The 26,976-nt window shown below is 69.7% G+C and carries 27 protein-coding genes and 1 rRNA gene; 11 read left to right on the forward strand and 17 right to left on the reverse strand.

Annotated features, from left to right (window positions below; translation table 11 throughout):
* A 5S ribosomal RNA gene (gene rrf, locus ACTWQF_RS34540) occupies window positions 1–77 on the forward strand; the annotation flags it as partial.
* Between the two features lie 77 nt (window positions 78–154).
* Here rrf and ACTWQF_RS34545 read toward each other — a convergent pair.
* The 5 genes from ACTWQF_RS34545 to ACTWQF_RS34565 all read right to left on the reverse strand — a co-directional run bounded on the left by ACTWQF_RS34545 (window position 155) and on the right by ACTWQF_RS34565 (window position 7,043).
* A complete protein-coding gene (locus ACTWQF_RS34545; RefSeq protein WP_443283719.1) occupies window positions 155–1,663 on the reverse strand; it encodes a hypothetical protein in 1,509 nt (502 codons plus the stop codon).
* A gap of 85 nt (window positions 1,664–1,748) precedes the next feature.
* Complete coding sequence (locus ACTWQF_RS34550) at window positions 1,749–3,203, reverse strand: ATP-binding protein (RefSeq protein ID WP_443246251.1); 1,455 nt, start codon at window positions 3,201–3,203, stop codon at window positions 1,749–1,751.
* 81 nt (window positions 3,204–3,284) lie between these two features.
* Window positions 3,285–4,850: an SCO6880 family protein gene (locus ACTWQF_RS34555; protein ID WP_443283720.1), complete on the reverse strand. Its 1,566-nt coding sequence runs from the start codon at window positions 4,848–4,850 to the stop codon at window positions 3,285–3,287.
* Entirely contained in the window at window positions 4,847–6,178 is a 1,332-nt protein-coding gene (locus tag ACTWQF_RS34560) for a hypothetical protein (protein WP_443283721.1), read from the reverse strand. Before ACTWQF_RS34560 ends, ACTWQF_RS34555 begins: the two co-directional genes overlap by 4 nt.
* A complete protein-coding gene (locus ACTWQF_RS34565) occupies window positions 6,168–7,043 on the reverse strand; it encodes a hypothetical protein (protein ID WP_443283722.1) in 876 nt (291 codons plus the stop codon). The genes ACTWQF_RS34560 and ACTWQF_RS34565 overlap by 11 nt, the downstream gene beginning before the upstream one ends.
* Before the next feature lie 314 nt (window positions 7,044–7,357).
* Here ACTWQF_RS34565 and ACTWQF_RS34570 point away from each other — a divergent pair, with 314 nt between their 5' ends.
* Window positions 7,358–7,657: a YiaA/YiaB family inner membrane protein gene (locus tag ACTWQF_RS34570; RefSeq protein WP_443283723.1), complete on the forward strand. Its 300-nt coding sequence runs from the start codon at window positions 7,358–7,360 to the stop codon at window positions 7,655–7,657.
* Between the two features lie 274 nt (window positions 7,658–7,931).
* On the opposite strand, the gene ACTWQF_RS34575 is transcribed toward ACTWQF_RS34570, so the two are convergent.
* Both ACTWQF_RS34575 and ACTWQF_RS34580 read right to left on the reverse strand, forming a co-directional pair.
* Complete coding sequence (locus ACTWQF_RS34575; protein WP_443283724.1) at window positions 7,932–8,582, reverse strand: O-methyltransferase; 651 nt, start codon at window positions 8,580–8,582, stop codon at window positions 7,932–7,934.
* A 100-nt stretch (window positions 8,583–8,682) separates the two neighbouring features.
* Window positions 8,683–8,991 carry a hypothetical protein gene (locus ACTWQF_RS34580; RefSeq protein WP_099882465.1) on the reverse strand — a complete coding sequence of 103 codons (309 nt, stop codon included), beginning with the start codon at window positions 8,989–8,991 and terminating at the stop codon, window positions 8,683–8,685.
* A 367-nt stretch (window positions 8,992–9,358) separates the two neighbouring features.
* Between ACTWQF_RS34580 and ACTWQF_RS34585 the strand changes: the two genes are divergently transcribed.
* Together ACTWQF_RS34585 and ACTWQF_RS34590 are read left to right on the forward strand one after the other, a co-directional pair.
* The gene (locus tag ACTWQF_RS34585; protein WP_443283725.1) at window positions 9,359–10,339 is read left to right on the forward strand and encodes a C40 family peptidase; all 981 of its coding nucleotides are present in this window, start codon (window positions 9,359–9,361) and stop codon (window positions 10,337–10,339) included.
* Window positions 10,340–10,637: 298 nt separating this feature from the next.
* Window positions 10,638–11,360, forward strand: a complete 723-nt coding sequence (locus ACTWQF_RS34590; RefSeq protein WP_443283726.1) for a phosphatase PAP2 family protein — start codon at window positions 10,638–10,640, stop codon at window positions 11,358–11,360.
* Window positions 11,361–11,426: 66 nt separating this feature from the next.
* Here the strand turns inward: ACTWQF_RS34590 and ACTWQF_RS34595 are convergent, their stop codons facing one another.
* On the reverse strand, window positions 11,427–11,675 hold the full coding sequence (locus ACTWQF_RS34595; protein ID WP_443283727.1) for a hypothetical protein: 249 nt from the start codon (window positions 11,673–11,675) through the stop codon (window positions 11,427–11,429).
* 139 nt (window positions 11,676–11,814) lie between these two features.
* Here ACTWQF_RS34595 and ACTWQF_RS34600 point away from each other — a divergent pair, with 139 nt between their 5' ends.
* Together ACTWQF_RS34600 and ACTWQF_RS34605 are read left to right on the forward strand one after the other, a co-directional pair.
* Window positions 11,815–12,690, forward strand: a complete 876-nt coding sequence (locus ACTWQF_RS34600; protein ID WP_443283728.1) for a hypothetical protein — start codon at window positions 11,815–11,817, stop codon at window positions 12,688–12,690.
* A 234-nt stretch (window positions 12,691–12,924) separates the two neighbouring features.
* On the forward strand, window positions 12,925–13,149 hold the full coding sequence (locus tag ACTWQF_RS34605; RefSeq protein ID WP_443246477.1) for a hypothetical protein: 225 nt from the start codon (window positions 12,925–12,927) through the stop codon (window positions 13,147–13,149).
* Window positions 13,150–13,184: 35 nt separating this feature from the next.
* Here the strand turns inward: ACTWQF_RS34605 and ACTWQF_RS34610 are convergent, their stop codons facing one another.
* Entirely contained in the window at window positions 13,185–13,553 is a 369-nt protein-coding gene (locus tag ACTWQF_RS34610) for a metal-sensitive transcriptional regulator (protein ID WP_443246261.1), read from the reverse strand.
* A 206-nt stretch (window positions 13,554–13,759) separates the two neighbouring features.
* On the opposite strand from ACTWQF_RS34610, the gene ACTWQF_RS34615 reads away from it, so the two are divergent.
* Window positions 13,760–14,380 carry a DUF47 domain-containing protein gene (locus tag ACTWQF_RS34615; RefSeq protein WP_443246262.1) on the forward strand — a complete coding sequence of 207 codons (621 nt, stop codon included), beginning with the start codon at window positions 13,760–13,762 and terminating at the stop codon, window positions 14,378–14,380.
* Between the two features lie 6 nt (window positions 14,381–14,386).
* Window positions 14,387–15,382 carry an inorganic phosphate transporter gene (locus ACTWQF_RS34620; protein ID WP_443283729.1) on the forward strand — a complete coding sequence of 332 codons (996 nt, stop codon included), beginning with the start codon at window positions 14,387–14,389 and terminating at the stop codon, window positions 15,380–15,382.
* A gap of 208 nt (window positions 15,383–15,590) precedes the next feature.
* On the opposite strand, the gene pstB is transcribed toward ACTWQF_RS34620, so the two are convergent.
* From pstB to pstS, 4 genes are all read right to left on the reverse strand, one after another.
* The gene (gene pstB / locus ACTWQF_RS34625; RefSeq protein ID WP_443283730.1) at window positions 15,591–16,367 is read right to left on the reverse strand and encodes a phosphate ABC transporter ATP-binding protein PstB; all 777 of its coding nucleotides are present in this window, start codon (window positions 16,365–16,367) and stop codon (window positions 15,591–15,593) included.
* A gap of 13 nt (window positions 16,368–16,380) precedes the next feature.
* A complete protein-coding gene (gene pstA / locus ACTWQF_RS34630; protein WP_443283731.1) occupies window positions 16,381–17,454 on the reverse strand; it encodes a phosphate ABC transporter permease PstA in 1,074 nt (357 codons plus the stop codon).
* Window positions 17,451–18,434 carry a phosphate ABC transporter permease subunit PstC gene (gene pstC, locus ACTWQF_RS34635; protein WP_443246266.1) on the reverse strand — a complete coding sequence of 328 codons (984 nt, stop codon included), beginning with the start codon at window positions 18,432–18,434 and terminating at the stop codon, window positions 17,451–17,453. Before pstC ends, pstA begins: the two co-directional genes overlap by 4 nt.
* Window positions 18,435–18,684: 250 nt before the next feature.
* Window positions 18,685–19,809 (reverse strand): phosphate ABC transporter substrate-binding protein PstS, encoded by a 1,125-nt coding sequence (pstS, locus tag ACTWQF_RS34640; RefSeq protein WP_443283732.1) that lies wholly within the window; start codon window positions 19,807–19,809, stop codon window positions 18,685–18,687.
* A 318-nt stretch (window positions 19,810–20,127) separates the two neighbouring features.
* On the opposite strand from pstS, the gene ACTWQF_RS34645 reads away from it, so the two are divergent.
* Complete coding sequence (locus ACTWQF_RS34645; RefSeq protein ID WP_443283733.1) at window positions 20,128–21,219, forward strand: C40 family peptidase; 1,092 nt, start codon at window positions 20,128–20,130, stop codon at window positions 21,217–21,219.
* A 328-nt stretch (window positions 21,220–21,547) separates the two neighbouring features.
* A complete protein-coding gene (locus ACTWQF_RS34650; RefSeq protein WP_443283734.1) occupies window positions 21,548–23,188 on the forward strand; it encodes a SpoIIE family protein phosphatase in 1,641 nt (546 codons plus the stop codon).
* 42 nt (window positions 23,189–23,230) lie between these two features.
* Here the strand turns inward: ACTWQF_RS34650 and ACTWQF_RS34655 are convergent, their stop codons facing one another.
* From ACTWQF_RS34655 to ACTWQF_RS34670, 4 genes are all read right to left on the reverse strand, one after another.
* The gene (locus ACTWQF_RS34655; RefSeq protein WP_443283759.1) at window positions 23,231–23,587 is read right to left on the reverse strand and encodes a DUF2516 family protein; all 357 of its coding nucleotides are present in this window, start codon (window positions 23,585–23,587) and stop codon (window positions 23,231–23,233) included.
* A gap of 180 nt (window positions 23,588–23,767) precedes the next feature.
* A complete protein-coding gene (locus tag ACTWQF_RS34660; protein ID WP_443283735.1) occupies window positions 23,768–24,418 on the reverse strand; it encodes a hypothetical protein in 651 nt (216 codons plus the stop codon).
* Window positions 24,419–24,540: 122 nt separating this feature from the next.
* Window positions 24,541–24,951 carry a helix-turn-helix domain-containing protein gene (locus ACTWQF_RS34665; protein ID WP_443283736.1) on the reverse strand — a complete coding sequence of 137 codons (411 nt, stop codon included), beginning with the start codon at window positions 24,949–24,951 and terminating at the stop codon, window positions 24,541–24,543.
* A gap of 124 nt (window positions 24,952–25,075) precedes the next feature.
* Entirely contained in the window at window positions 25,076–25,930 is an 855-nt protein-coding gene (locus ACTWQF_RS34670; RefSeq protein ID WP_443283737.1) for a helix-turn-helix domain-containing protein, read from the reverse strand.
* Between the two features lie 107 nt (window positions 25,931–26,037).
* On the opposite strand from ACTWQF_RS34670, the gene ACTWQF_RS34675 reads away from it, so the two are divergent.
* Complete coding sequence (locus ACTWQF_RS34675) at window positions 26,038–26,928, forward strand: alpha/beta fold hydrolase (protein ID WP_443283738.1); 891 nt, start codon at window positions 26,038–26,040, stop codon at window positions 26,926–26,928.
* Window positions 26,929–26,976: the final 48 nt, after the last annotated feature.

A 26,976-nucleotide genomic window follows, 5' to 3' on the forward strand; every position in this document is an offset into this window, starting at 1 on the left:
CGAACCCGGAAGCTAAGCCTTACAGCGCCGATGGTACTGCATGCGGGAGCGTGTGGGAGAGTAGGACACCGCCGAACTCATTGTGTGAATAAGCCCCGTTGGCTGACGCCAACGGGGCTTTTCCATGCCCAGGCCCGAGTTCCGGCATGGCCGGTTACGGCTGCAGCGGCAGCTGGAGGATCGTCGTCAGTGGTGGGTCGAGCCGGCCGTCAGATGACCGTGCGGCCATGCGGCGGCCGTGCTCGACCACGCTCTGGGTGAGCGCGTTGAGGATCGGAAGTACGTCCGGGTCCTCGCCCACTACGTAGAGGGTGCCCGCTTCGGCGATGAAGGATTCCAACGCGAGGCGATCGGCTCGCTCCGCGGAGCATGCGTTACGGACGTGCAGCTGGCCCAGCGGTGCCAGGGCCCGGCGGATCAGGGCGACGGCGTCGGCGCGGAGTTGGGGGTGCCCAGCGAGGGCGGACTCCAGCTCGCCGGCGGTGCCGGAGGCGGCCTTGGGGTGGGTCCGCAGGATGCGTACGGCGTCCGCTGTCTGTCCCGTTGCGAGGGCCCAGCGGTGGACTTCGCGGAATGGGCGCTTTTCCAGGGCTGCGGCGTGCAGCCAGCAGCGTAGGACGGTCTCGGCCGTCGTGTGCGTCGTCGCGTCGATGGGGCGCGGGGAGCGCAGGGGGGCCAGCAGGGCCGTGGCGCGGGCCGCGGCGGTGGCGCGGTCGGCGCAGCCGTGGTGCGGTGACCAGCGGAGGCGGTCGGGGGTGTCGCAGGCGTGTGTCGGGTCGAAGAGGTGGACAGGGCCGAGCTTGGCGCGGGCCGTCTTGGTGGCGGTCCACAGAGCGGGCGTGGCCGAGTTGACGAGTGCGGCGCCGGGAGCTTCCAGGATCTGGGTCACGGGATCGTCGTCAGCCGGCGGGCCGCCTGTCGCGCTGCCGACCGTGCCGGTGCTGACCGAGCCGTTGCCGGTCGCGTCCTGGCCGTCGACGGGGGAAGCGGCTCCGGTGGTCGCTGCTGCGCCGAGGAGGGTTGGCGCCAGCGGGCTCGGTGGGGCGGTTGAGGGCGGCTGTGGCGTTGGTGCGGAGGGCTCGTGGGGCGGTACGGGTTGCTCTTGGAGGGCTGGAGCCGGCGCGGGCGGCTGCGAGGGGAGCGGGGCGGCACCGGGCTCCCGGGCGGCCTCCGTGGGCGCCGCGCCTTTGTGCTCCGGGGGGTCCCCCGCGTGGTCCTGCCGGATGCGCCTGGCCTTTCGTACGGCTCGTGCGCGGGCGATGGTGCCCATGACGAAGACCGTGAGCACCATCAGCACCAACAGCTGGCTGATGAAGATGCCCCAGAACAGGCCGTAGCCGGAGAGTTGGCTGCGCGGGGTGGTGGGCCAGGCGCCGGGGATGTCGTGCGGCTCGGTGACCAGTTCCCGTACGGCGAGCGGGGTCCTGGCGAAGGTGACGCCGTCCGGCCAGGCGCCGTGGGAGAAGAGGCCCGCGAGCCCGGTGGCCGTCCAGACGAAGATGGTGAGGCCCAGCAGGAAGGCGAGGACGGCCACCAGGAGGCCGTCGGGGATGCCTCCGCCGCCCCCACCGGCGGCGCGGCGCATCCGGTGCGGTTCATGGTGGGGGTAGTGGCCCGGGTGATATCCCTGGCGGCGGTGACGCTCTCGGTCGTCGTATGACATCGGTACCGGTATTCAAGCGGGGCCGGTGGGTTGCGGCAAGATCCCCGCCGCGGCTGCGACGGGTGGGGATGCCCTCTGGTTTCCGTCAGGCGACGCCTGAGCCGGGGGCGGCCGGTCCGGACGGGGTGCGTTCCATGGCCATGGCGCGTGCCTCGGTCTCCGCCTCCAGGTCGGCCTCCAGCGCGGCCTCGAAGGAGGCGGCCGCCTCGGCTTCCGCGGCCTCGGCTTCCGCGGCGCTCTCCGTCATGGCGCGGTCGGTGAAGACCAATGGCCGTTCGGCCTCGGTGACCAGGTGCTTGACGACCTGCACATTGCCGTTGACGTCCCAGACGGCGATGCCGGGCGACAGGGTGGGGATGATCTCCACGGCCCAGCGTGGCAGGCCCAGGACCTTACCGGTGGCGCGAGCCTCGTCGGCCTTCTGGGCGTAAATCGTCCTGGTGGAGGCCATCTTGAGGATCGCGGCGGCTTCGCGGGCCGCTGCTCCGTCGACCACGTCGGAGAGATGGTGGACGACGGCGACGAAGGAGAGGCCGAGGCGGCGGCCGAACTTCAGCAGGCGCTGGAAGAGCTGGGCGACGAAGGGGCTGTTGATGATGTGCCACGCCTCTTCGACCAGGAAGATCCGCTTGCGCCGGTCGGGGCGGATCCAGGTGTGCTCCAGCCAGACTCCGACCATCGCCATCAGGATCGGCATGGCGATGGAGTTCCGGTCGATGTGGGAGAGGTCGAAGACGATCAGCGGCGCGTCCAGGTCGATGCCGACCGTCGTCGGGCCGTCGAACATGCCGCGCAGGTCACCGTCGACCAGCCGGTCGAGGACGAGGGCGACGTCCAGGCCCCAGTCGCGTACGTCGTCCAGGGCGACGTTCATCGCCTCCGCCGACTCCGGCTTGGGGTGGCGGAGCTGCTCGACGATGTCGGTGAGCTGCGGCTGTCGGTCGGTGATGGTGGAGTTGACGTAGGAGTGCGCGACCTTGAGGGCGAAGCCGGAGCGTTCGTCGAGGCCGTGGCCCATCGCGACCTCGATGATGGTGCGCAGCAGCGCCAGCTGGCCGGTGGTGGTGATGGCCGGGTCCAGCGGGTTGAGCCGGATGCCCTGGTCGAGCGCCGCGGTGGGGTCGAGGCGGATCGGGGTTATGCCCATCTCCTCGGCGATCAGGTTCCACTCGCCGACGCCGTCCTCGCCCTGCGCGTCCAGGACCACCACCTGGCGGTCCCGGAAGCGCAGCTGGCGCAGTACGTACGTCTTCTCCAGCGCCGACTTGCCGTTCCCGGACTCGCCCAGCACCAGCCAGTGCGGGGCCGGCAGCTGCTGTCCGTAGAGCTGGAAGGGGTCGTAGATGTAGCCCTTTCCGCTGTAGACCTCGCGGCCGATGATGACGCCGGAGTCGCCCAGCCCAGGCGCGGCCGTCGGCAGGTAGACGGCCTGCGCCTGGCCCGTGGACGTACGGACGGGCAGGCGGGTCGTCTCCGTCTTGCCGAACAGGAAGCTGGTGAACGCTTCGGTGATGGCGGACAGGGGATCGAGCGCGGCCATGCTGGCTACCTCCGGCCTGGAGCGGCGGTGCGGGGGTGGAGCGGTCGGGCGTCGGAGCGGGTGGGGGTCATGGAGGGCTCCTCAGCGCCGGATACCGGTGGCGAAGGGGAGGGTGTTGACGAAGGCGCGGTGGTGTTCCCTGTCGCACCACTCCAGCTTGAGGTAGCTCTTGCCCGCCGAGGCGCGGATCGTGCGCTTGTCGCGGGCCAGCGCTTCCGGCGAGCGGGAGGAAACGGTGATGTAGCCGACGAGGTTGACGCCCGCCGCGCCCGACGCCAGGTCCTCGCCGCGCTGGTCGACGCGGCCGTGCGCGGCGATGTCGCGCGGGTCGACGGTGCGGTTCATCTTCGCCGAACGGCTGGCCTCCGCCTCGTCGTTCGTCTTCTCCGTCAGCATCCGCTCGATGGCCAGCTCGGTCGGCTCCAGGTCCATCACCACGGCGACCGTACGGATCACATCCGGGGTGTGCACCAGCAGTGGCGCCAGGAAGTTGACCCCGACAGGGGTCATCGGCCACTCCTTGACCCATGCCGTGGCGTGGCACCAGGGTTCGCGGGTGGTCGATTCACGGGTCTTGGCCTGGAGGTACGTCGGCTCGACCGCGTCCAGCTCGGCCGGCCAGGCGTTGCGCTTGGACATGGCCTGGATGTGGTCGATGGGGTGGTCCGGGTCGTACATCGAGTGGACGAGCGAGGCCAGCCGGGCCTGCCCGAGCGGCTGCCGCACCCGGATGTCGGCCTCGGTGAGCCGGGCGCAGATGTCCGTCAGCTCGCGGGCCATCACTATGGCCAGCCCTTCATCCCTGGTCAGCTTGCGGCCCGCGGTGCTCCGCGCTGCCTTGGCGATGGTGGCGCCCTCGGTGGCCAGTTCGCGGCCGTAGGGCATGCAGGCGATCAGGTAGGCGCGGTGCTGCTCGCTGGAGGTGGAGACCATCGACAGCAGCTGCTCGTAGGAGGAGCGCAGCCATCCGGCGGCCCGCTCGTTGCCGCGCTGGGTGACGTCCTTGGCGTGCGCGTCCGGGTCGGCGGGCAGCGTACGGGCCAGCATCTGCAGCCGCGTCACATAGCCGTCGCCGTTCGCCACATGCTTCAGGAGCGTGCCGAAGCGCTCGACGAGGGCCTCCTGGTCCTCGCTGTCGCGCAGGCCGACGCCCGGGCCCTCGATCTCGATGGCGGCGGTCACGGTGCGGCGGTCCGCGTGCAGCAGCACGGCGATCTCGTCGGGCCCGAACGGTGCCGACAGCCAGTTTATGCGGCCCACGCCGGGCGGCGGGCCGATCTCCACCTCACGGCCATCGAGCATGGTGCCGGCCTCGACGGCGTCGGAACGATACGTCGTACCGCGGCGCAGCAGCCGCTTGTAGGAGCGGTTGATCTCGAACCACCTGTAGAACGTACGGCCCTTGTACGGCACGTAGACAGCCGCCAGCGCGAGCACCGGGAAGCCGATCAGGGCGGGGATACGGAACGAGAGGACGGGGATGAGCAGGCCGCTCATCATGCCGAGAAAGGCACCGACGACGATCAGGCCGATCTCGCCCGTCTCGCGGTTCTTTCCGACGATGGCGTTGGGCCGGGCCTTGCCGATCATGTACGTACGGCGTGGCGCGCCCAGCGAGGACCCTGCCGTGTGGGACGGGGTCGTCATCCGCGGTCACCTCCCGAACTGCGGGGCTGACTGGGTTGGGAGCGGCCCGTGCCCGAGGGGTTGTGCCGGGGCGGGCGGGCCGAGTGCGGGGTGGTGGCGGCGGGCGCGGGGGCCTGCTGCCGGGGTGGCGGTGCCTCCTCGGCGCCGCCCGCACGGGAGCTGTGGGCGGCCACACCGCCGGTCACGGTGGAACCGGAGTTGCCGCCGCCGGTGGAGGAGGCACTGGCCGCAGTGGCGTTCTGGCCGCCTCCCCGGCCGCCGTGGGTGTTGATGCCCTGGCGGACGAGTGCGGCGGGCGAGGACACCACTGCGGCGGCGCCACGGGCGGAGGTGCGGACCGCGTTGCGGTGGGCGGCGATGTCGTCGCCGAAGCCGGGTACGAAGCGGTAGATCATCGCGCTGGCGAAGATCGCCAGCAGGATGATGGCCAGCCCGGACACGATCGCCGAGACCGAGTCGGGCCCGTCCTCGCCCGCAAGCGCGCCCGCGAGACCGAGCACGATGACGATCACGGGCTTGACGAGGATCACAGCGATCATGATGCCCGCCCAGCGGCGGACATGTCCCCACATATTCTTGTCGACCAGCCCCGCGTAGACGGCGGTGCCGAGCAGGGCGCCGACGTACAGCAGCGCTGCGCGTACCACCAGTTCGAGATACAGCACGCCTGCCGCGATGATCGACACGAGCGAGACGACGATCAGCATGATCGGGCCGCCGCCGATGTCGTCGCCCTTCTTGAGCGCCTCGGAGAACGTGCCGAAGAAGGCGTCGGTCTTTTCGGACGTGCCCGAGGCGAGGATATCGGTGACCGAATCGGTCGCCGAGACCACCGTGTAGAGGATCAGCGGTGTGAAGGCCGACGCCAGCACCGTCAGCCAGAGGAAGCCGATCGCCTCCGTGATCGCCTCGGTGAACGGCACCCCGCGCACAGCCCGCTTGGCCACCGCCAGCAGCCACAGCGTGAGCGTCAGAATCGTCGACGCGGCGAACACCACAGCGTACTGCCGCAGGAACTCCGTATTGGTGAAGTCGACCTTCGTCGTCGAATCCACCAGCTTCCCCAGCTTGTGCACCGTCCAGCTCGCCGCCTCGGCACACGACTTGGCGACGGAACCGAGGGGGTCGGTGGCGGCGGTGGGGTCATTGGCGGGGTTGGAGGGGGAGCCGCCGCCCCCGTCACCACCGTCCTCGCAGTACTCGTTGGCGGGGCCCAGGCAGTCGTCGTCCGGCTCCGCTGCCGCCCGGGTGGCGAGCAGCACGGCGGTGGACTGCACGCCGGCCAGGAAAGCCCCGACGGTGAACGCGCGGCGCCGATTACCGGGCATAAGTGAACCCTCCGAACCCCTTAACTGCGTCGGCCATCTCGTCAGCCGACGACGCTCTTTGGTCCTTCCCGATCGGTGTGGGCCCATCCTTTTGCTTGAAGTCCGTGACCTTCCAGTCACCGTCCACCCACGACATTCCGAAAGTGACGGTGTACCAACTCTCGATGACGGGGCGCTTGGAATCCTCCCCGGCCAGACCGAAGAGGGAGGAGTACCAGACCGCAACCTTGGCCTTCTTCGCGCTGTAATCGATCACCTTGGCGCCGACCGGGGTCGTACGGGCGACGAACGTCGAGTCCTTCGGGGCCTTGCCGTCTTCGTTCAAACCAACCTTCTTGAGGAACTTGGAGTCGCCGTAGTCCTTGTCGAGGTCGGCCTTCCGTTCATCAGTGATGTTCGGGGCATAGACGGAATCGACGATCTTCTCGCGGGAAGCCTCTGTGAACATGCCCTCGCCGCTCAGGGCGACGATGTAGTTCGCCGCGGCGCTCTGTGCCCCCTTCTCGGTGTGGGGGAAGCCGGAGGCGAGGGTGTCGGGGGAGTTCTTCACGGGTTTTTCACCGGAGGGGGCGGTGGGTTGGGCCTGGGGAGCGGTGCCGCCCTTGCCGTCGGAGGAGGCGTTGTCGCCGCCGCCGTCCTCCCCGCCGCCTCCGCGGTTGGCGAAGGCGATGGCCGCGATGAGCAGGACGACCACGGCGACGACTGTCACCAGGCTCCGTCCGGGGCGGGTGGGCGGGCGGTTGCCGCCGCCCTCGCTGCCCGGTAGGCGTGTTCGAGTCGTTGCCCGTGCGCCTTCACGGGCGCCGGGCACGCCTTCGCTGGTGCGAGTACGCGCTTCGTACTCGTCGCCGCCGCCGATGTTCATGCCGGCCTGGCCCCCTCGACCTCTGTCGCTCAACTGCCGTCACTGCATTGTCTCCTCAGATGACGGTAGCGGGGTCACACCGCGCATGTGCCGTGTGCAAGCCAGGTGAACGGCAGCATTTCGAACACCGCGACGGTGCGCCGTCTGTGTTCTTGCCGCTCTGCGGGCGATTACGCGCGCGGTGAGGGGGTCGGCCGCGCACCGGTGCGCCCCCGGTGCTCGGCGGGGCCGTGGGCGGGCCGGGGGCGGGTTGTGGACGGGTTTGAGTATGCGTACCCATGTGCGGGGCGCCAGCGGGCGGCAGGCTGCCGGGTATGACTGATGTGACTCCTTCCGTGCAAAGACCCACCACCGCGGCGTTCTTCGTGCAGTCGGCGATTGCTTTCGGGGTGTCGCTGCTCGCGCTGCTCGTCGGGATCGTGCGGCTGCCGGTCGGCCCGTGGGAGCGCGGATACCTCGGGCTCGGGCTCGTCTTCGTGGTCTCCTCCGCGTTCACGCTGGCCAAGTGCGTACGGGACCGGCAGGAGGTGTCGGAGGTGACGAACCGGGTGGACAAGGCGCGGATCGACAAGCTGCTGACCGAGGTCGATCCGTTCGGTCAGGCCAAGGTGTGAGTGGAGGCTGGACGCGCCCGGGTGCGGTGGGAGGCGGCAGGGCATCGCCGCCGTGCGTCACCACCGTTGGCCCTGGGGAAGTTCGGTGAGACCGGGGAACGAGAAGTGCGGGACTCACCCGTAGCGTCCAGTGGCCGGTTCGGCCGGTTCGGCCGGTTCGGCCGGTTCGGCCGGTTCGGCCGGTTCGGCCGGTTCGGCCGGGTCCTCGGTCTCGCGTTCGAGGAGGGCGGCCATGCCGAGGCCCGTGCCGCCCTCCGCGCCGTCTCAGGTCCGCTTACGCGCGTTTGCGGGCCAGCGTGACACCGTCCCGGAGGGGCAGCATGACGGATTCCATACGCTCGTCCGCGGTGATGGTGTCGTTGATCCGGCGGATGGCGACGTCCGCCTCGTCCTGCGCGGCCGGATCGACGACCCGCCCGGCACGCAGCACGTTGTCCAGCACGATCAGCCCGCCGGGGCGCAGCCGGGGGACCAGTGCCTCGTAGTACGCCGGATAGCCGGTCTTGTCCGCGTCGATGAACGCGAAGTCGACGAACTGCTCCTGCGGCAGCGCGTGCAGCGTCTCGACGGCCGGTGCGAGGTGCAGCTCGATGCGGTCGGTGAGGCCGGCGCGTTCCCAGTAGCGGCGGGCGATGGACGTCCACTCCTCCGAGACGTCGCAGGCGATCAGCCGTCCGTCCGCGGGCAGACCGCGGGCGATGCAGATCGAGGAGTAGCCGGTGAACACGCCGACCTCGACGGCAGTCCTGGCACCCGTCAGCCGCACCAGCATCGTGAGGAACTCGCCCTCGTCGTGCGTGATCTGCATGGTGGGATGGTCCGGCACGCGCTGGTGGGTCTCCTCGACCAGGTCGCGGAGGACCTCGTCGGCCGGCGTGCAGTGGGCCAGCAGATAGTCCTCGAGGGCAGGGTTCACGATGTTCATGGAGCTCCTAGCGTGCAGGCGCGGGCGGGCGCCGGGCGCGCCTCTGTGTCGTCTGTCGCGTCGACGGAGCGGTCCTTGGAACGCCCTGCCGTGGCCGGCGCTAGACCGCCATGCCGTAGACGATGGTGAACAGGGTGCCGAGCGAGCCGATGATGAACACGCCGGTCAATCCGGCGACGATCAAACCTTTCCCCTGCTCGGCGCTGAAGGTGTCGCGGAGGGCCGTCGCGCCGATCCGCTGTTTGGCCGCGCCCCAGATGGCGATGCCGAGGCAGAGCAGGATGGCCACGGCCATGATGACCTCGATCATTATCCGGGCCTCTTGCCCGAGGGAGCCGAACGGGCCCCAGTCCGGCGCGATCCCGCCGATGATGGTGGTGATATCGCCTTTGTCAGCCGCCAGGAACATGGTGAACTCACCGCCTAGTTTCAAGGTTCGTCTCTGACGGATTGTGCCATGGTCCGGTGACATCGGGGCGCGTCGAGTTGCCCGAAGTGGCCCCGATTCGTGGCCGATTCGGGAACGTGGCGGGGCTGTCGGACGTCCTGGACTGACAGGGGTGCTCGGCAGCGGCGCATGGGACGGCCACTGACGGGGCATCGGTCGTTCGATCGTACCTCTGTGCGCCCCTGGTGAGCCTGGTCCGGGTCGCGGCGGATGATCTCGTTCACCTCCGCGCCCGTTGTCCGCCGTTCCGCTCGGGGAGTCGGCCTGGAATGATGTGAGCGCGTGGTCGGCGTCAACGAACTGGTGTCCTGTGGGGGAGGGTTGGGGAGTGCGCCGTAGAAGAGTGTGGCTGCTGGCGATCGGTGGCGGAGTGGGGACGCTGTCCCTGTTCGTCACGCTGCTCGTGGTGGGCACCTATGTGGCCTCCGCCAACCTGACGGGCGCGGTGGGCGGCGCTGTCGGGCTGGCCAAGGGCTCCGTGCCGGCAGCCTACGCGGGGCTCGTCCAGAAGTGGGGCAACCTGTGCAAGGCGCTCAACCCCGCGCTGCTGGCCGCGCAGCTCAACCAGGAGAGCGGCTGGAACCCCAAGGCGCAGAGCCCTGCGAAGGCGCAGGGCATAGCGCAGTTCATCCCCGGCACCTGGGCGACCCACGGCATGGACGCCAACGGCGACGGCAAGAAGAACGTGCACGACCCGGAGGACGCCATTCCGTCCGCCGCGAGCTACGACTGCAAGCTGGCCGCCAACGTCAAGGACGTGCCCGGCGACGCCTCGAACAACATGCTCGCCGCGTACAACGCGGGTCCGTACGCCGTCATCAAGTACCGCGGGGTGCCGCCCTACAACGAGACCAAGAACTACGTGTCCACCATCCGCAAGATGGAGCAGAGCTTCGCCGCGCCCACCGGCCGGCTCAGCCCCACCAAGCAGGGCGCCGGTGCCATTGCCTTCGCGCAGAGCAAGCTGGGCACCCCGTATCTGTGGGGCGGCAACGGTACGCCGGAGCAGGGCGGCCGGTTCGACTGCTCGGGCCTGACGAAGGCGGCGTTCGCGAAGGTCGGCGTCGAGCTGCCCCGGGTGGCCAACGACCAGTACAACACCGGACCGCATCCCAAGCGGAGCGAACTGCTCCCCGGCGATCTGGTCTTCTTCGCCCACGACCTGAACAACTCCCGTTCCATCCACCATGTGGGCATCTACGTCGGCGGTGGCAAAATGATCAATGCTCCCTACACGGGAGCGAAGATCCGCTACGACCCGATCGACAGCCCGGACTACTTCGGGGCGACCCGGCCGAGCGCCAAGTGACCGGTGGATACGGCTCGGGGTACACCTGGACAGGCAGCTCCGGTGGGTACGTAGCCCAGGGGCACTGTTTGTGCGCGCAGCGCAGGGATTACGTCAACAATCCGTGAGGCATAGGCCCTGAGCTGCGCCTATGGGTCACCCTTGGGTAACGTCCTGGTGATCGTTCGGTAAGAACGGAACGCTCCACCTGCCGCAGCGCGTTTTCTCCACGGAACGGGACTTCCGCACCGCGACCACGGGGGGTCGTCAGCGCAGATCCAGCGATGAGCACACAGCCGAAGTGAGGGGCCGCACCGCGATGGCACTCTGGGACAACCCTGATGTCGAACTGCTCTACGAGATCAACGGGCTGGCCAAGGACGCGCCCACCTGGGCCGACCGGATCATGGAGTACATCGGGGAGTACGGCATTGCGGTCGGGCTCGTCCTACTGACTGTGTGGGCCTGGTGGGGTGTGACGCGTAAGCGCGAGAGCCGGGACGAGGCGCTGAGCGGCTTCGCCGCGCTGCTCTGGGCCCCGCTGGCGGCGCTGATCGCGCTGGCCGTGAACATTCCCATCCGCGGCTTCGTGGAGCGACCGCGGCCCTTTGTGGAGCACAAGGGCGTGGAGGTCCTCGTCCAGGGCAAGACGGACTTCTCCTTCGTCAGCGACCACGCCACGCTCACCATGGCCATCGCTGTCGGCATCTTCATGGTCCAGCGCAAGCCCGGCCTCGTCGCGATCGCGCTGGCTCTCCTGGAGGGCTTCTGCCGCGTCTACATGGGGGTGCACTACCCCACCGACGTCATCGGCGGACTCGCGCTGGGCACCGCCGTTGCGCTGCTGCTGGCCCCCGTCGCCATGTGGGCGCTGACGCCGCTGGTGCGGGGCATGGCCGGGAACGCACGGCTGGAGACGCTGCTGTGGGCGGGCGCCGCTGCCGCCGCCGTGGGCGCTGCCGCTGCGGGCCGCCGCCGGGCTGTCGGCCGGCCCGGCGAGGGGGAGCCGCGCCCCGCGGGAGACCGCGACCTGGCGGCCTGAACGCTGAGCTGCTGAACCGGAAGCCCCGCAGCACGGAAAGAACTGCAGCCGGAAAGAACGAACGAACTACAGCGCCCCTGCCGCTCCGTCCGGTGGGGGCGCTGTCGTGCGGTCGCCGTGCCCTTGCTGGTGGATGCGGGCGTCCTCGCGGGCGCGGTCGCGGGCTCGGCGTGCGGGGCCGCGCCAGCCGCAGCTGCACGACGCGGAGCAGAAGGAGCCCCGTTCGTTCAACGACGTCCCGTGCGGGGCCGTCTGGGCCGCCGGGAGGGTCGGATGCGCCGGGTCCGGCTGGTGTTCGGGAGCTCGCTCTCGCACGTGACCACCGTACTCGGGCCGTGACGGCGTTCCCAGGGGCCTCGTTGAACCGTCGGATCCGGACCGGCCCTCGGACCTGGGGGCACCTCCCGTGCGAAGGCGGGGGAGGCGGCGACCGGGAGCGAGGGGTCGGCAGGAAATGGCGGCGCGGCGGCAGTACCGAGGCGGCACGGTGCCGTTCCCGCTCATGGCGGTGGCGTTCGGCACCGTGCTGCTGTCGGTGGCCGGCTGCTCGGGGGAGGGCGCCGTGGCGACCGCCGGGCCTCCCACCGTCGCCGGACCCTCCCGCCCCGGCCGGGCTGCCGTACGGGCGGCGGCGGAGGAGCTGGCCCGGGCCGGGACGGCGCGGGTGCGGACGGCCATGGAGATGGTCAGCGGCCACACCCGGGTCACCATCGAGGGCCGTGGCGCCTTCGATCTGGCCCGCCGCACCGGCCGGTTGCGGGTCACGCTGCCGCCCGGCGCCGACGGGGCGCCGCCAGGGGAGCGCAGGCTGGTGCGCGAGCTGGTCACCCCGGGTGCGCTCTACATGCGGAACCGCGCGGGCGTGCCGGACGACAAGTGGGTACGGGTCGACACCACGGGGCTGCCGGACGGGAACCTGGTGACGGGCGGGGCAACCGATCCGGTTACCGCCGCCCAACTGCTCCGCGGGGCCCGCGAGGTGGATTACGAGGGCGTCACCGAGCTGGGCGGGGTCCGGGTGTGGCGCTACAGCGGCGTGGTGGACATCGAGCGCGCGGCTGCGGGGGCCCCGCCGCTGGCGCGACGTCAGTTGAAGGCCGCGGAGAAAGGGTTCTCCGGCCGTACGGTGCCCTTCGACGCCTACCTCGACGAGCAGGGGCGGCTACGGAAGGTCCAGCACCGCTTCACCTTCGCCGCCGACCCGGACAGCCCGCCGGACGCGGACTACGCGGTCTCCTCGACGACGGCGCTGCATGCGTTCGGTACCCGGGTGCGGATCACGATGCCGGGCCCCGGCGACATCTGGACCGGGAAGATCGCCGCACCGTAGCGCCCGCGCGGAATCCGTACAGCGTCCGTAAGGGCAGTCGTACGCCGGCCGGGCAGCGGTCGCACGGGAGCCGCACGGCGGCGGAGCGGGGCGGAGCCGCAGCCGTGCCGGGCCGGTAAATGATTCGGAAGTGCCATGCGCCCGGGCGGCGGTCTCCCTAGGCTGGGAGGCTGGGCCCCGGCCTGGCCGCGGCGCTCCGCCCGGTGGATCCGTGCAGCACGGGAGGTGATACGTGTGCCCGTAACGAAGCGTGACGACAGGGGCGACGGCCGTGGGAGCCGCTGCCGACGGCGTTCGCTGATGCAGGACCACGTCGCTCTCGCCGAGATCGAGCTGTGCGGCGAGCTGATGATCGCCGCGTCCGCCGCCGAGGGGCCGCTGAGTGTGGCCCGTATCGACGAGGTGCTGCGGCGCGCGGCGGACGAGCTGGACGACCTTCCACGGTCGTCCGCGTGTTGAGGCCCCCTGCGGGCTGAGGGGAGAACCTCGGCGGGTCAGGTGCGCAGCAGGCGGGCGATGGCGGCGGTGGCTTCCTCGACCTTGGCGTCCATCTCGGCGCCGCCGTCCAGCGCGGCATGCGCCACGCAGTGCCGCAGGTGCTCCTCGAGGAGCTGGAGCGCGAAGGACTGCAGGGCCTTGGTGGAGGCGGAGACCTGGGTGAGTATGTCGATGCAGTAGACGTCCTCGTCCACCATCCGCTGGAGGCCGCGGATCTGGCCCTCGATCCGGCGCAGTCGCTTGACGTGAGCGTCCTTGTTCTTGGTGTAACCGTGCAGGCCGGTGGCCGCGTGTGCCGAGCAGCCCTCCGAAGTGGCTTCGGCCACGGTCTGAGGCGCGTCCGGTGTGGTCTGCGGCGACGTCATGCGGTCCTCCCAGGTGGTGGTGGGGGGCTGTCGAGGCCGTAATGACGGGTTCTCGATACCCCTGTAGGGTATATGATACCGGACTTCTCGGAGCCCGCTTCAGTAGGCGAGTCTCCATGGGTGACACTGGGGACGCCGGTTCGCAGTGGCCGGATGATGCGCCTAGCATCAACGAGACCGTCGCCGATGCACCCCGAGGACCCCCAGTGCGCTTTCGTCTGACCCCCAGGGAGACGAGCTTCTACGACATGTTCGCGGCCTCCGCGGACAACATCGTGACCGGCTCCAAGCTCCTCATGGAACTGCTCGGGGCTGATTCCTCCGCGCGGACCGAGATCTCCGAACGGATGCGCGCGGCGGAGCACGCGGGAGATGACGCGACGCACGCGATCTTCCACCAGCTCAACTCCTCCTTCATCACGCCGTTCGACCGCGAGGACATCTACAACCTGGCGTCCTCCCTCGACGACATCATGGACTTCATGGAGGAGGCCGTCGACCTCGTCGTCCTCTACCAGATCGAGGAGCTCCCCAAGGGGGTCGAGCAGCAGATCGAGGTGCTGTCGCGGGCCGCCGAGCTGACCGCCGAGGCCATGCCGAACCTGCGGACCATGGACAACCTCACCGAGTACTGGATCGAGGTCAACCGGCTGGAGAACCAGGCCGACCAGATCCATCGCAAGCTGCTGGCCCATCTGTTCAACGGCAAGTACGACGCCATCGAGGTCATGAAGCTCAAGCAGGTCGTGGACGTGCTTGAGGAGGCCGCCGACGCGTTCGAGCATGTGGCCAACACCGTCGAGACCATCACGGTCAAGGAGTCCTGACGCTCCGTGGACACCTTCGCGCTGATCGTGACCGTCGGTGTCGCGCTCTTCTTCACGTATACGAACGGCTTCCACGACTCCGCGAACGCCATCGCGACGTCGGTCTCCACCCGGGCGCTGACCCCGCGTGCAGCCTTGGCCATGGCCGCGGTGATGAACCTCGCGGGTGCCTTCCTCGGCAGCGGGGTCGCCAAGACTGTGAGCGAGGGGCTGATCGAGACCCCGCACGGCGACAGCGGCATGGCCATTCTGTTCGCCGCCCTGGTCGGGGCCATCGTCTGGAACCTCATCACCTGGTACTTCGGGCTGCCCTCGTCCTCCAGCCACGCCCTGTTCGGCGGCATGGTGGGCGCGGCGCTGGCCGGTGGTATCGCCGTCCACTGGTGGGGCGTGTTCGAGAAGATCGTCGTGCCGATGTTCCTCTCGCCACTGGTCGGGCTGCTGTTCGGCTACCTGGTGATGTGCGTCATCATGTGGATCTTCCGTAGGTCGAATCCGCACCGCGCCAAGCGGGGTTTCCGGATAGCCCAGACCGTCTCGGCGGCCGGGATGGCGCTCGGCCACGGTCTCCAGGACGCGCAGAAGACCATGGGTGTCGTCGTCATGGCGCTCACCATCGCCGATGTGCAGCAGCACAACGAGATCCCCATCTGGGTCAAGGTCGCCAGCGCGGCCATGCTCTCGCTGGGTACGTACGCGGGTGGCTGGCGCATCATGCGCACCCTGGGGCGGCGCATCATCGAACTGGACCCGCCGCAGGGGTTCGCGGCGGAGACCACCGCGGCGTCCGTGATGTACTCCGCGTCCTTCATGTTCCACGCCCCCATCTCGACCACCCATGTCATCACCTCCGCGATCATGGGCGTGGGGGCGACCAAGCGGGTCAGCGCGGTGCGCTGGGGCGTCGCCAAGAACATCGTTCTGGGCTGGTTCATCACCATGCCGGCCGCGGCTGTTGCGGCGGCGCTCACTTATGGGGCCATCAAGCTGGTCTTCGGCTGAGGCCCTGCCCCGTCAGGGGCGCGGGGAACTGCGCGGCAAGCCATGGGGGTACCTCCCTGCTCGAAGAGCTTGGGGGAGCACCCGCAGCCCGCGGGAGTCGGCAAGGAGCACCCCCTCCCCGGAGCAGCAGGGAGGGGGCAAAAAGATGCCCGCGGTGGCACCGCCATGCAGCACCGCGGGCGGTCAAGGGCCGGCCCGGCCCGAGGGCTTAGCCGAAGCGGCCGGAGATGTAGTCCTCGGTGGCCTGGACCGACGGGTTGGAGAAGATGCGCTCGGTGTCGTCGATCTCGATGAGCTTGCCGGGAGCGCCCACCTCGGCGAGGTTGAAGAAGGCGGTCCGGTCGGAAACCCGCGCCGCCTGCTGCATGTTGTGCGTCACGATCACGATGGTGAAGCGCGACTTCAGCTCACCGATCAGGTCCTCGATCGCGAGGGTGGATATCGGGTCGAGCGCCGAGCAGGGCTCGTCCATCAGCAGCACCTGCGGCTCGACCGCGATGGCCCGGGCGATGCACAGCCGCTGCTGCTGGCCGCCGGAGAGGCCGGAGCCGGGCCGGTTCAGCCGGTCCTTGACCTCGTTCCACAGGTTGGCGCCCTTGAGGGAGCGTTCGACGATCTCGTCGAGGTCCTTCTTCTTCGTCTCGCCGTTCAGCCGCAGCCCCGCCGCGACGTTGTCGTAGATCGACATGGTCGGGAAGGGGTTGGGGCGCTGGAAGACCATGCCGATGGTGCGGCGTACGGAGACGGGGTCGACCCCGGTGCCGTACAGGTCCTCGTCGTCCAGCAGCACCTTGCCGTCCACGCGCCCGCCGGGCGTCACCTCGTGCATGCGGTTGAGGGTGCGCAGGAAGGTGGACTTGCCGCAGCCGGAGGGGCCGATGAAGGCGGTCACGGAGCGGGGCTCGACGGTCATGGATATGTCGTCGATGGCGCGGAAGTTGCCGTAGTAGGCGGAGAGGCCGCTGACGTCGATGCGCTTGGCCATGGGAATCACCGTCTTAGTGCTTGGGGGCCTTCCAGCGGGCGATGCCGCGGGCGACCAGGTTGAGGATCATGACGAAGGCGATCAGCACGAGGGCGGCTGCCCAGGCGCGGTCGTAGGACGGCTCGTTGCCGAGGGCCCACTGCTCGTAGATGTAGTACGGGAGCGAGGACTGCGCGCCTTCGAAGGGGTTGTTGTTGATCTCGGCCGAGCCGAAGACCAGCAGCAGGATCGGGGCCGACTCACCGGCGATGCGCGCGACGGCGAGCATGATGCCGGTGGTGATACCGCCGACCGCGGTCGGCAGAACGACCTTGAGGATCGTCTTCCACTTCGGCACACCCAGCGCCAGCGACGCCTCACGCAGCTCGTTGGGAACGAGCTTGAGCATCTCTTCCGTCGAGCGCACGACGATCGGCATCATCAGGATCGCCAGTGCCATCGCGCCCGCGAACCCGGAGTAGCCGAAGCCGAGAATGATGATCCAGAACGAGAGGATGAACAGGCCGGCGACGATCGAGGGGATGCCGGTCATGACGTCAACGAAGAAGGTGATGGCCTTGGCCAGCCGGCCCTTGCCGTACTCGACCAGGTAGATCGCCGTCAGCAGCCCGATGGGCGCCGCGATCAGCGTGGCCAGGCCGACCTGCTCCAGGGTGCCGATCAGCGCGTGGTAGATACCGCCGCCCGGCTCCATGGTGATCACTCCGCTCATGGAGTGCGTCAGGAAGTAGCCGTCGAGGACCTTCACCCCCCGCGCGACCGTCTCCCACAGCAGGGAGGCCAGCGGAACGACGGCCAGCAGGAAGCAGACCCAGATCACGCTGGTCGCCAGCCGGTCCTTGGCCTGCCTGCCACCCTCGACGGCGCCGGCGATGCCCGCGGTCAGGACGAGGTAGAGCAAGGCGGCGATCAGGCCCCACTGGACACGGCTCTCCAGCCCGGCCACCAGGCCGATACCGATACCGAGCGCGGCTGCCAGGGCGGCCAGGCCGACCGGGGCCCAGCGCGGAAGTCGCGGCTGGCGCAGCTTGGGCAGCGGCAGCGCCGCGCCCTCGACGGGGGCGTCGGCCACAGCTGTCTGGCTCATGCGTTCGCTCCCGAGTACTCCTTGCGGCGCGCGATGATCAGTCGGGCCGCACCGTTGACCAGCAGGGTGATGACGAAGAGGACCAGGCCGGAGGCGATCAGCGCGTCGCGGCCCATGGATCCGGCCTCCTTGAAGCCCGCGGCGATGTTCTGCGCGAACGTGCCGCCGCCCGGCTCCAGCAGGCTGGCCTTGATCAGGAAGCTGGGGGAGAGGACCGTGGCGACGGCCATCGTCTCGCCCAGCGCGCGGCCGAGGCCCAGCATGGAGGCGCTGATGACGCCGGAGCGGCCGAAGGGCAGCACCGACATGCGGATGACCTCCCACCGGGTGGCACCCAGTGCGAGGGCCGCCTCCTCCTGCATCTTCGGCGACTGCCGGAAGACCTCACGGGAGACGTTGGTGACGATCGGCAGAATCATGATCGCGAGCAGGATGCCGACCGTGAACAGCGAGCGGGCCGCGCCGCCCTCGTAGGTGAAGATCCCCGTCCAGCCGAGGTACTGATCCAGCCACTCGTAGAGGCCGGTCAGCTGCGGGACGAGGAAGAGCGCGCCCCACAGGCCGTAGACGATCGAGGGGACGGCCGCCAGCAGGTCGATGACGTAGCCGAGCGGGGTCGCCAGCTTGCGCGGCGCGTAGTGCGAGATGAACAGCGCGATGCCGACGGCGATCGGGACCGCGAGGAGCATCGCGATGATCGAGCTGGCGACGGTGCCGAAGGCGAGGACCGCGATGCCGAAGCGGGGCGGGGTCGCGTTGGCGTCCCACTCGAAGCTGGTGAGGAAGTTGACTTCGTCGGCGTTGATGGCGAGCGCCGCTCGCCAGGTGAGGAAGACGGCGATCGCCGCCATGATCACCAGGAGGGTGATCCCCGAGCCTCGGGAGAGCCCGAGGAATATTCGGTCACCCTTGCGCGTGGCGCCCTTCGCGGGCTGCGGTGCCGCGGGGCCCGCTGTCGCGGGAGGGTTTTCGGTAGCCATGGTTTCTCCGGTCTGACGGTGCGGGTCGCTGCGCGCTCGGCGTTGGTGCGCGGGCGGCCCATTGGCGGTGCACCGGAACTCTTTTGCGGCTCCCAATCAGTGAGACTTGGGGCGCCTTTGCATGGAGGGAGTGGGCGGGGGGTGCGCTTGGCACCTCCCCCAGCCTTCGGCCGGGGGTGCCCCCACCCCACCCCGTCGTGGTTCTCGCCGCCGCGGCGGCGAGGGAGGTGCCGCTTCCGCGGCAGCCCGGTTAGCTCAGGCCGTCGATCGTGGTGCGGACCTTGGAGATGACCTCATCGGGGATCGGGGCGTAGCCCTTCTCCTTGAGGGCCTTCTGGCCGTCCTCGCTGGCGGTGTACTTCAGGAAGGACTTCGTCGCGTCCAGCGACTCCTTCTTGTTGCCCTTGTCGCAGACGATCTCGTATGTCACCAGGGTGATCGGGTAGGCACCCTCGGCCTTGGTCTTGTAGTTCAGGTCCAGGGCGAGGTCCTTGCCCTGGCCGACGACCTTGGCGTCCGCGATCGCCTTGGAGGCGTTGTCCGTGGTGGCCTCGACCGGCGCCTTGGCGCCGGTGTCCAGCTTGACCGTGTTCAGGTCGTTGCCGGTGGCGTAGGAGAGCTCGACGTAGCCGATGGAGCCGTCGTTCTGCTTGACGTTCGTGGCGATGCCGGACGAGCCGTCGGCGCCCTGGCCACCCTTGCCGGCCCAGGCCTTCTCCGGCTCGTGCTTCCAGGAGGAGGGCGCGGCGGTGTTGAGGTACTTGGTGAAGTTGTCCGTGGTGCCCGACTCGTCGGAGCGGTGGAACGTCTGGATCTTCTTACCCGGGAGCTTCGCGTCCGGGTTGAGCTTCTTGATCGCGGGGTCGTTCCACTTGGTGATCTTCGAGTCGAAGATCTTGCCCAGCGTGTCGGCGTCCAGCACCAGGTCGTCGACGCCGCCGAGGTTGTACGTGACGGCGATCGGACCGCCGACCATCGGCAGGTTGATGCCCTGGCCGCTCTTGCAGACCTTCTTGGACTGGGCGACCTCTTCCGGCTTGAGCGCCGAGTCGGAGCCCGCGAAGGCCGTCTTGCCCTGGAGGAACTCCTGGATGCCCGCGCCCGAGCCGGTGGGCTTGTAGTTGAGCTGCGTGCTGCTGCAGGCCGACTGGTAGGTCTGCGTCCAGATGTCCATGGCGTTCTTCTGGGCCGTGGACCCGGAGGCGAGGAGCTTGCCCTCGCCATCACACTTGATCTTGCTGGCGGCCTTCGTCGTGTCGCCGCCGGAACCGCCGGAGTTGTCGTCCGAGCCGCAGGCGCTCAGGGCCAGGGCGCCACAGACCGTGAGAGCGCCGACAGCTGCGGTGCGGAGCCGGAGCGTGCGCTGAAGCTTCACTTTCGTTCAGTTCCTTCCTGGGCCCGGGAGCGACGACCGGCCGGCCGTCGGGTTCTCTGGCTACGGGGCGCAGTCCCTGTCTCGGGGGGTGCCGCGCGCTTGATACGGCCGAAATTAGCCAGATCAAGTGAAGCGGCCGACGGAGCTGAGTGAACGCCGAGTGAACCTCGGCGGACAGCCCGGTGCTCCCTCGCGGCGAGTGCCTCCAGGACGGGCGCCGTCGATACTCGTCAGTACATCCCTCTGTTGTCTTCGGGACGGGCATGGCACCATCCGCTGCGTCGGCCAAAGTTGACCATAACCAGGGGGTGGCCCGGGGTGAGACGGCTGCAGACCAGCTCGACCCTCCCGTCCGGTCGGTCCGGCACGCTCGTGCTGGCCTGCACCATCTCGCTGCTCGCGGGGCCCGCGCTCGGCACCGCATACGCCGAGCCCGGGAAGCCGGACCCGGTCGGCACCGAGGCCGGAGCCGACAAGCCGGGCCTCGAACAGGTCCGTCGGCAGATCGAGCGGCTGCACGACAAGGCCGGTTCGGCGACAGACGCCTACAACGCCGCCGAGGACGCCGCCAAGAAGCAGCAGAAGCACATCGTCAAGCTCGCCAAGCGCATCGACAAGACCCAGGGCAAGTTGGACGAACTCAACAAAACGGCAGGCGCCATGGCCCGTGCGCAGTACCGCGGCGGTGGCATGCCGGACGAGGCCAAGCTGATGCTCGGCGAGGACCCGGAGAAGTTCCTGCACGGCGTCTCCCTCGCCCGCAAGGGACAGCACGCCACCCGTGGCTTCATCGGCACCCTCACCAAGACCCGCAGCACGCTTCAGCGGTATGCCAAGGACGCCACGGACGAGTGGAAGAAGCTGGAGAAGACCCGGAAGAAGAAGGCCGCCGCGAAGAAGAAGATCACCGCGCAGCTGAAGCAGGCCAAGAAGATCGAGTCCGGCCTGAAGAAGGAGGAGCGGGAGCGGCTGCGACAGCTGGAGGACGAGGCGGCGAAGGCGCGGCAGGCCAAGTGGCTGGAATCCGGGGTGCTGAAGGGCCTCAAGGGCAAGGCGTCCCCGGCCGGCCGGCGGGCCATCGAATGGGCCACCAAACAGCTCGGCAAGGACTATGTGTGGGGCGCCGAGGGCCCCGACACCTTCGACTGCTCGGGGCTTACGATGCGTGCCTGGGAGGCGGCGGGCGAGCACATTCCGCGCACCTCGCAGGAGCAGTGGAAGCAGCTGCCGCATGTGCCGGTCGAGAAAATGCGCCCCGGTGACCTGATCATTTACAAGAAGGACGCCAGTCACGTGGGGATCTACATCGGTGACGGAGCGCTGCTGCACGCACCGCGCACCGGACGGCAGATCACCGTCGAGGGCGCGGGCACCATGCCGATCCTTGGTGTCGTACGCCCGGACAAATAACGCATACGTTCCGGTGTAACGACGCGCACAAGGGAATTCCGGGTGGATTTCTTCCGGCGTGTGCGCTTTACGTTTTTCCGCGCGTGAGCTTGGTCATGCGGGGTCGGCGAAAACGGCTGTATCGCGGCGTGAACTCCCGTTCTGATGTGGGCATATGACAGTGGCGGATTATCGTCAGCCATTCCGTCCATCTGTACGAGGGCGCTAAGGTCCTGTCCGATAGCCCGGGATGACGAGCGCCCGACCACCGCGCGTGTTCCGGGCTCAGCCACGGTGCCGCCGCTCGACGCGCGCACCACTGCCCTCGGGGGAGGGAGAGGTTTTCAGCATGCCCGTAAGCGCGCCCCTGGCCGGGGCGGCGGCACAGCCCGCCGGCGCGCCGGCCCGGCAGGCCGCGCCGACACCCGGCAGCAGCCTGACCCTGCTGGTCATCGAGGACGATCCAGCCGGAGCGCTGAGTGTGCCCCGCATGCTCGACGCGTACGGCAGGCCCGTGCGGGTCCGTACGGCCCGCAACCTCACCGAGGCCGCACGGCTGCTCACGGACGATGTCCACTGCATCCTGCTGGACCTCGCGCTGCACTGTGAGGCGCGCGGGGATTCCGAGGAGGCGCCGGTCGAGGGGCTCCCTGCCGAGCTCCCGGAGGCCGCGCCGGGCGGCGCCATCCCCGGCATCGGCGGCGTCCCCGGCAGCGCGGGTCCCGGTATCGGTGCCGCTGGTGGCGTCACAGGCGCTGGGGGCGCTGTTGTCCTCGGTGGTGCGCCCGGCGCCGGCACCGTTGCGGGCGTCGGCGGTGGTGCGGGAATTGCGGGCGGTGCCGGCGCGGCTACCGGTGCCGTGACCGAGTCCGGCTCCCCTGCCGGGGCCGGTTCCGGCCCGGCTCCGGAGCCCGACGAGTTGCAGATCCTCCGCCGCGTCCTGCGGATGGCCCCGCGGCACGCCGTACTGGCGCTCACGGACGGCAGTGACGCGGAGCGGGCCGCCGAGGCCGTACGGGTCGGCGCCCAGGACTACCTCTTCCGCGACGAGCTGGACGGCAGGCTGCTGATGCGCGCCATCCGCTACGCCGTGGAGCGAAAACGGGCCGACCTGGCTCAGCGCCAGCTCACCGAGACCCGGCTGCGGGCCCAGGAGAATGCCCGGCTGGAGCGCGGGCTGCTGCCCCGGCCGCTGCTGGAGGGCAGCGATCTGCGGTTCGCCGCGCGCTACCGCCCCGGCCGCTCCCGTGCGCTGCTGGGCGGCGACTTCTACGACACCGTCCGCACCCCGGACGGCGTCGTTCACGCCATGATCGGCGACGTGTGCGGTCACGGCCCGGACGAGGCGGCGCTCGGCGTCGAGCTGCGGATCGCCTGGCGCGCCCTGACCTTCGCCGGGCTCTGCGGCGACGTGCTGCTGAGTACGTTGCAGAAGGTGCTGGAGAACGAGCGGGCCAGCGAGGAGATCTTCGCGACGCTGTGCACCGTGGACATCGCCGCCGACGGCGGCAGTGCCGCGGTCTATCTGGCCGGGCACCCCTCGCCGCTGTTCGCGGGGCACGCGGCAGGCGCGGCGCCGGTGCCCCGGCTGCTGCCGGAGGACGGGAGCGGTCCCGCGCTCGGCCTGCTGCCGCAGGCGCGCTGGCCGCGCCGCCAGGTCACGCTGGGGCACTCCTGGAGCCTGATGATGTACACGGACGGGCTCATCGAGGGCCGGGTGGACGAGGGCCGGGTGGACGAGGCGCGTACGGAGTCACGCACCGAGGCGGGGCGTGCGGAGGCGGGCGCCTCAGAGGGCCGGGCGCCGGGCCGGGAGCGGCTCGGCCAGCAGGGGATGCTCGACATCGTGGCCCGGCGGCTGGCCCAGGGCGCACGGGGTCAGGGACTGCTGGACGCGACGATGGACGAGGTACGCCGCCTCAACGGAGGCGAGCTGACCGACGACGTGGCGGTCCTGCTGCTGGACCGCGGCCTGGAGCGCGGCCGGTGAACCGGCAAGCACCCGGCTCCGCACTCGACGGCTGCGCAGCGGTCACCGGCCGTTGAACGGCCCGTACGGACCGTCGCTGCTGCTCCCTCCGCGGCGCTGGCCCCAACGCCGGCCCCGGGAGTTGCCCATGACCTGCTTGAGCGCCGGGCGGACATCGACGATGTACACAATGGTGGCGACCAGGCCGATGAGCTGCAGCAGGAAGAACGGGACCTGCAACACGTTCACCACGGCCGTAAGGCCCAGGATGATCAGCCAGAACGGCTTGTTCTGCTTGTCGGCCGCGCGGTAGGCGTCCTCCCGCCGCAGTGCGGCGTCCACGAAGGTGAAGACCGCCAGGGCGAGCAGCACGACGCTGATCAACGTCATGACGGTGAGCTGGAAGCCCTCGAACAGCATGGTGCTCACACTCCTGGTTGGTCTCGGTCCGTGGGTGGGGCGACTCGGTCCTGCAGGGGCTTTTGTCGCAACCGTACCCCAGTGTTTACGGAACAATCAGGGCCCGCACTCACGGAACGAGCCGGGACCGCGATGGGTGCCCGGCCCGTTCCGTGCTCTTCCCCCGCCGTCCCATGCGGCTCAGGACTCGGTCTTGGGAGCCGACTTCCGGGCGGAGGGCGTGGTGCTGCCGGTCGTCTTACGGGTGCTGGTGCCCGTCTTCTTGGCGGTGGTGGCCTTGGTGCCGTTACCGCTGGTGCTCTTGGTGCTGCCCGCGGTCTTGCCGGTGGTGGCGCTCTTGCCGGCCGTGCCGCTGCCGGCGGCCTTGCGGTCCGCGCCGGTGTCGGCGTCGGAGGTCTCCTCGACCGGCGGCTCGGCGATCTTCACCGACTGGACGGGCTCGCGCTCGACGATCACCTCGGGGGTCTCGTCGTCGCCCTCGCCGCGCCAGTTCTTGACCGCCACGCGGCCGCGCACCGACAGCTCCTCGTAGGTCTCCCGGGCCTTGATCGCGTACTCCGCCGCGACGCCCACACTCTGCAGCGCGAGGTGCTGGGCCTGCTCACGGAGCTTCTTGAGGTCGGTGTCCAGTCCGCTGAGGGTCTCGGTCACCTTGGCCTGGGTCTCCTTGGCCTGCTGGGTGAGCTTCGCCTGGACCTCCTTGGGGTCCGTCTCCCGGACCGCCGCGAGGGCCTGCGGCGCCTCTTCGCGGATCTTGTCGACGACGCCCGCCGCGAAGTAGAGGGGCGTCGGGTCGGTGAGGGTCTTGCGCAGGTCGTTCGCGATGGGCATGAGGGTACGCCTTTCGTGGCTCAACTCGCCTGACAGGGCCGTCCGTCGCGCGGTGTGCGACGCCCGGTGCCGGTGGCCCGCACCGTCGCGGCCCTTTGGTGTCCTTGCTCCGCTTGTTGTGCTTACTCCGGCTGCCGAGGCCCCTCGGCGGACGGGTCCGCCGCGTCATGGGCGGTCGCCCGCTGCTGTGCGTTCTCCTTGCGGAACGACTCGTAGATCTGGAGCAGCGCCTGCTTCTGCTGCTCGTTGATCGAGGAGTCCGCGAGGATCGCGGCGGGGACCTGCAGCAGGTCCTGCCGGTCCCGCTCGTCGAGAATCCCGGCCTGCACATAGAGCGTCTCCGCCGAGATCCGCAGCGCTTTGGCCAGCTGTTGCAGAATCTCCGCGCTCGGCTTGCGCAGGCCGCGCTCGATCTGGCTCAGATACGGGTTCGAGACGCCGGCGGCCTCCGCGAGCTGCCGCAACGACAGCTTCGCGGTCCGCCGTTGTTCCCGCAGGAACTCGCCGAGGTTCCCGACATTGAGCGAGGCCATGCCTCAAGAGTGCACCCGATTGCTAACTATTGCAAGCAAGCTGCTTGCAAGTGTGCCGCTCGGTAGTGGTGAAGACCGAGCCCACCGGCCGGCGGAGCCTGCGGTGCCGCCAAGGCACGGGGCTCTACCGGCGGGCGGGGTTCGTGACGGGTGGGGCGTGGCCGGGCCATGCGATGTCGTCCACCGCCAGAAAGGGCTCGTCGGCAACGGTGGCCGGCGTGACTCCGGCGAAGTCCTGGACGTGCCGGTGGAGGTGGGACTGGTCGTAGTAGCCGGATTCGGCTGCGGCGCGGGCTGGGCTCTGGCCTCCGGCCAGCCGGTGGACCGCATGGTGGAAGCGGACCAGCTTCGCCGCACTACGGGGGGTGAGGCCGATGTGCGACCGGAACCGGGACCACAGGCGCTGGCGGCTCCAGCCGATCTCGGCCGCCAGGGACTCGACCCGGATCCGGCCACAGCTGAGGACGATCCGGTCCCACGCCCAGGCCAGTTCGGGGTGCACGGATCGTCCCGCCTCGCATCGGCGGGCGAGCAGCTCGTCCGTCAGCGTGAACCGGTCCTGCCAGGAGCGGGCCCGGCTCAATTGCTCCTGGACCCGAGCGGCCTCCCGGCCCCACACATCGTCGAGCGCCACTACGGCGCCCGCCAGGTCTGCGGGGGAGACGCCCAGCACGGCGTACGCGACGATCGGGGACAGGCGTACCTGCACGGCTTCGACGTCCCGGCCATGCACCTGCATATCGCTGAACGCCAGCCCGGCGAGGAGGCTTCCCCGTCGGCTGCCGGTCGCGTCGTCGACAAGGAGCGTGCCGGGCCCGGGGACGAGAGCCAGGGTTACGGACGGATGCGGGATCGCCCGCATCTCGATCGGCTCGGGACCGTGATGCTGGAACCCGGCCATGCTGACGCCCGTCAACCGGCTGGGCCGCGACGGTGGCACGACATCGAATACAGCACGCTTGTACCCGGCGGACCGCATGACCTCATGCTACGAGCCTCGCCTCCCCGGCGGAGCGGTGTGAGACGCGGGCAGCCCCTGACATTCGTCCAATACACGCCCCGGCCGGGCCGGTCAGGGTGGGCCCCATGGCCAAGAAACTGCGGACTCTTCCCGGTCCAGGACCCAAGGAAGCGCCGGACACGGGGAACCCGACCCTGTGCGGTGACGACGGGGGGATCCACGTCGTACAGGACGGCCCGGCCGACGCCCCGGCACTCGTCCTGATCCACGGGTTCGCCGCGTCGGGCAGGAGTTGGGACCTGCTGGTCCCGATGCTGGCCAAGAGCCATCGAGTGATCCGGATCGATCTGCTCGGGCACGGCCGGTCGGCCAAGCCGGCCGGCGGCGCCGGCTACCGGATCGCCGAACAGGGACGCCGGGTCGGCGAGGCACTGGACCGGCTTGGTGTCCGGCACGCCGTCGTGGTCGGCCACTCCACCGGCGGCTCGGTCGCCACCGCGCTCACCGAGCGACGGCCGGACCTGGTGACCGCGCTCGCCCTCATCAACTCCGGGCCCCGTCTCGACGCGTACATTCCGCAAGGGCCCGTCGACCGGCTCATCTCCCTGCCCGTCATCGGCCAACTGCTGTGGGGGCTGCGCACCGACTCGATGATCCGCAGGGCGGCGGCCACCGCCGTCACCCGTGACATCGACATCCCGCAGGCGATCGTCGACGACGTACGCGGAATGACCTACCGCGCGTTCACGGCGGCATCCCATGCGGCCCGCCGCTATCTCCAGCAGCGCCCACTGCCCGATCGACTGGCCACTCTCGGCAAGCCGCTGCTGGTCATCTTCGGGGGCCAGGACCGACGGTGGCGATCCTCCTCCGCGGCCGACTACCGCATCGTCCCCGGCGCGACGGTCGAAATGCTCCCCGGCGTCGGGCACTCACCCCTGCTCGAGGAACCGCCCCGGACCGCCGGACTGCTGCTGGCCTTCGCCGCAGCGCACGCGCCGCACACGGGCAGATGACGCCGGGCCAGGGGACACCGGCTCGACCCCGAGGGCCTGTTCATGACG

Origin of the sequence: Streptomyces sp. 8N114 (genome assembly GCF_052245835.1) — a bacterium.
In the GTDB taxonomy this organism is placed as follows: domain Bacteria; phylum Actinomycetota; class Actinomycetes; order Streptomycetales; family Streptomycetaceae; genus Streptomyces.

Excerpts from the sequence above, each read along its gene's own strand:
- pstA (WP_443283731.1), bottom strand. The coding sequence starts at position 17,454 with ATGAGCCAGACAGCTGTGGCCGACGCCCCCGTCGAGGGCGCGGCGCTG.
- ACTWQF_RS34580 (WP_099882465.1), bottom strand. The coding sequence starts at position 8,991 with ATGTTCCTGGCGGCTGACAAAGGCGATATCACCACCATCATCGGCGGG.
- ACTWQF_RS34550 (WP_443246251.1), bottom strand. The coding sequence starts at position 3,203 with ATGGCCGCGCTCGATCCCCTGTCCGCCATCACCGAAGCGTTCACCAGC.
- ACTWQF_RS34590 (WP_443283726.1), top strand. The coding sequence starts at position 10,638 with ATGGCACTCTGGGACAACCCTGATGTCGAACTGCTCTACGAGATCAAC.
- ACTWQF_RS34570 (WP_443283723.1), top strand. The coding sequence starts at position 7,358 with ATGACTGATGTGACTCCTTCCGTGCAAAGACCCACCACCGCGGCGTTC.
- ACTWQF_RS34655 (WP_443283759.1), bottom strand. The coding sequence starts at position 23,587 with ATGCTGTTCGAGGGCTTCCAGCTCACCGTCATGACGTTGATCAGCGTC.
- ACTWQF_RS34675 (WP_443283738.1), top strand. The coding sequence starts at position 26,038 with ATGGCCAAGAAACTGCGGACTCTTCCCGGTCCAGGACCCAAGGAAGCG.
- ACTWQF_RS34660 (WP_443283735.1), bottom strand. The coding sequence starts at position 24,418 with ATGCCCATCGCGAACGACCTGCGCAAGACCCTCACCGACCCGACGCCC.
- ACTWQF_RS34545 (WP_443283719.1), bottom strand. The coding sequence starts at position 1,663 with ATGTCATACGACGACCGAGAGCGTCACCGCCGCCAGGGATATCACCCG.
- pstC (WP_443246266.1), bottom strand. The coding sequence starts at position 18,434 with ATGGCTACCGAAAACCCTCCCGCGACAGCGGGCCCCGCGGCACCGCAG.
- ACTWQF_RS34665 (WP_443283736.1), bottom strand. The coding sequence starts at position 24,951 with ATGGCCTCGCTCAATGTCGGGAACCTCGGCGAGTTCCTGCGGGAACAA.
- ACTWQF_RS34555 (WP_443283720.1), bottom strand. The coding sequence starts at position 4,850 with ATGACGACCCCGTCCCACACGGCAGGGTCCTCGCTGGGCGCGCCACGC.
- ACTWQF_RS34670 (WP_443283737.1), bottom strand. The coding sequence starts at position 25,930 with ATGCGGTCCGCCGGGTACAAGCGTGCTGTATTCGATGTCGTGCCACCG.
- ACTWQF_RS34560 (WP_443283721.1), bottom strand. The coding sequence starts at position 6,178 with ATGCCCGGTAATCGGCGCCGCGCGTTCACCGTCGGGGCTTTCCTGGCC.
- ACTWQF_RS34600 (WP_443283728.1), top strand. The coding sequence starts at position 11,815 with ATGGCGGCGCGGCGGCAGTACCGAGGCGGCACGGTGCCGTTCCCGCTC.
- ACTWQF_RS34565 (WP_443283722.1), bottom strand. The coding sequence starts at position 7,043 with ATGAACATCGGCGGCGGCGACGAGTACGAAGCGCGTACTCGCACCAGC.
- pstB (WP_443283730.1), bottom strand. The coding sequence starts at position 16,367 with ATGGCCAAGCGCATCGACGTCAGCGGCCTCTCCGCCTACTACGGCAAC.
- ACTWQF_RS34650 (WP_443283734.1), top strand. The coding sequence starts at position 21,548 with ATGCCCGTAAGCGCGCCCCTGGCCGGGGCGGCGGCACAGCCCGCCGGC.
- ACTWQF_RS34575 (WP_443283724.1), bottom strand. The coding sequence starts at position 8,582 with ATGAACATCGTGAACCCTGCCCTCGAGGACTATCTGCTGGCCCACTGC.
- ACTWQF_RS34610 (WP_443246261.1), bottom strand. The coding sequence starts at position 13,553 with ATGACGTCGCCGCAGACCACACCGGACGCGCCTCAGACCGTGGCCGAA.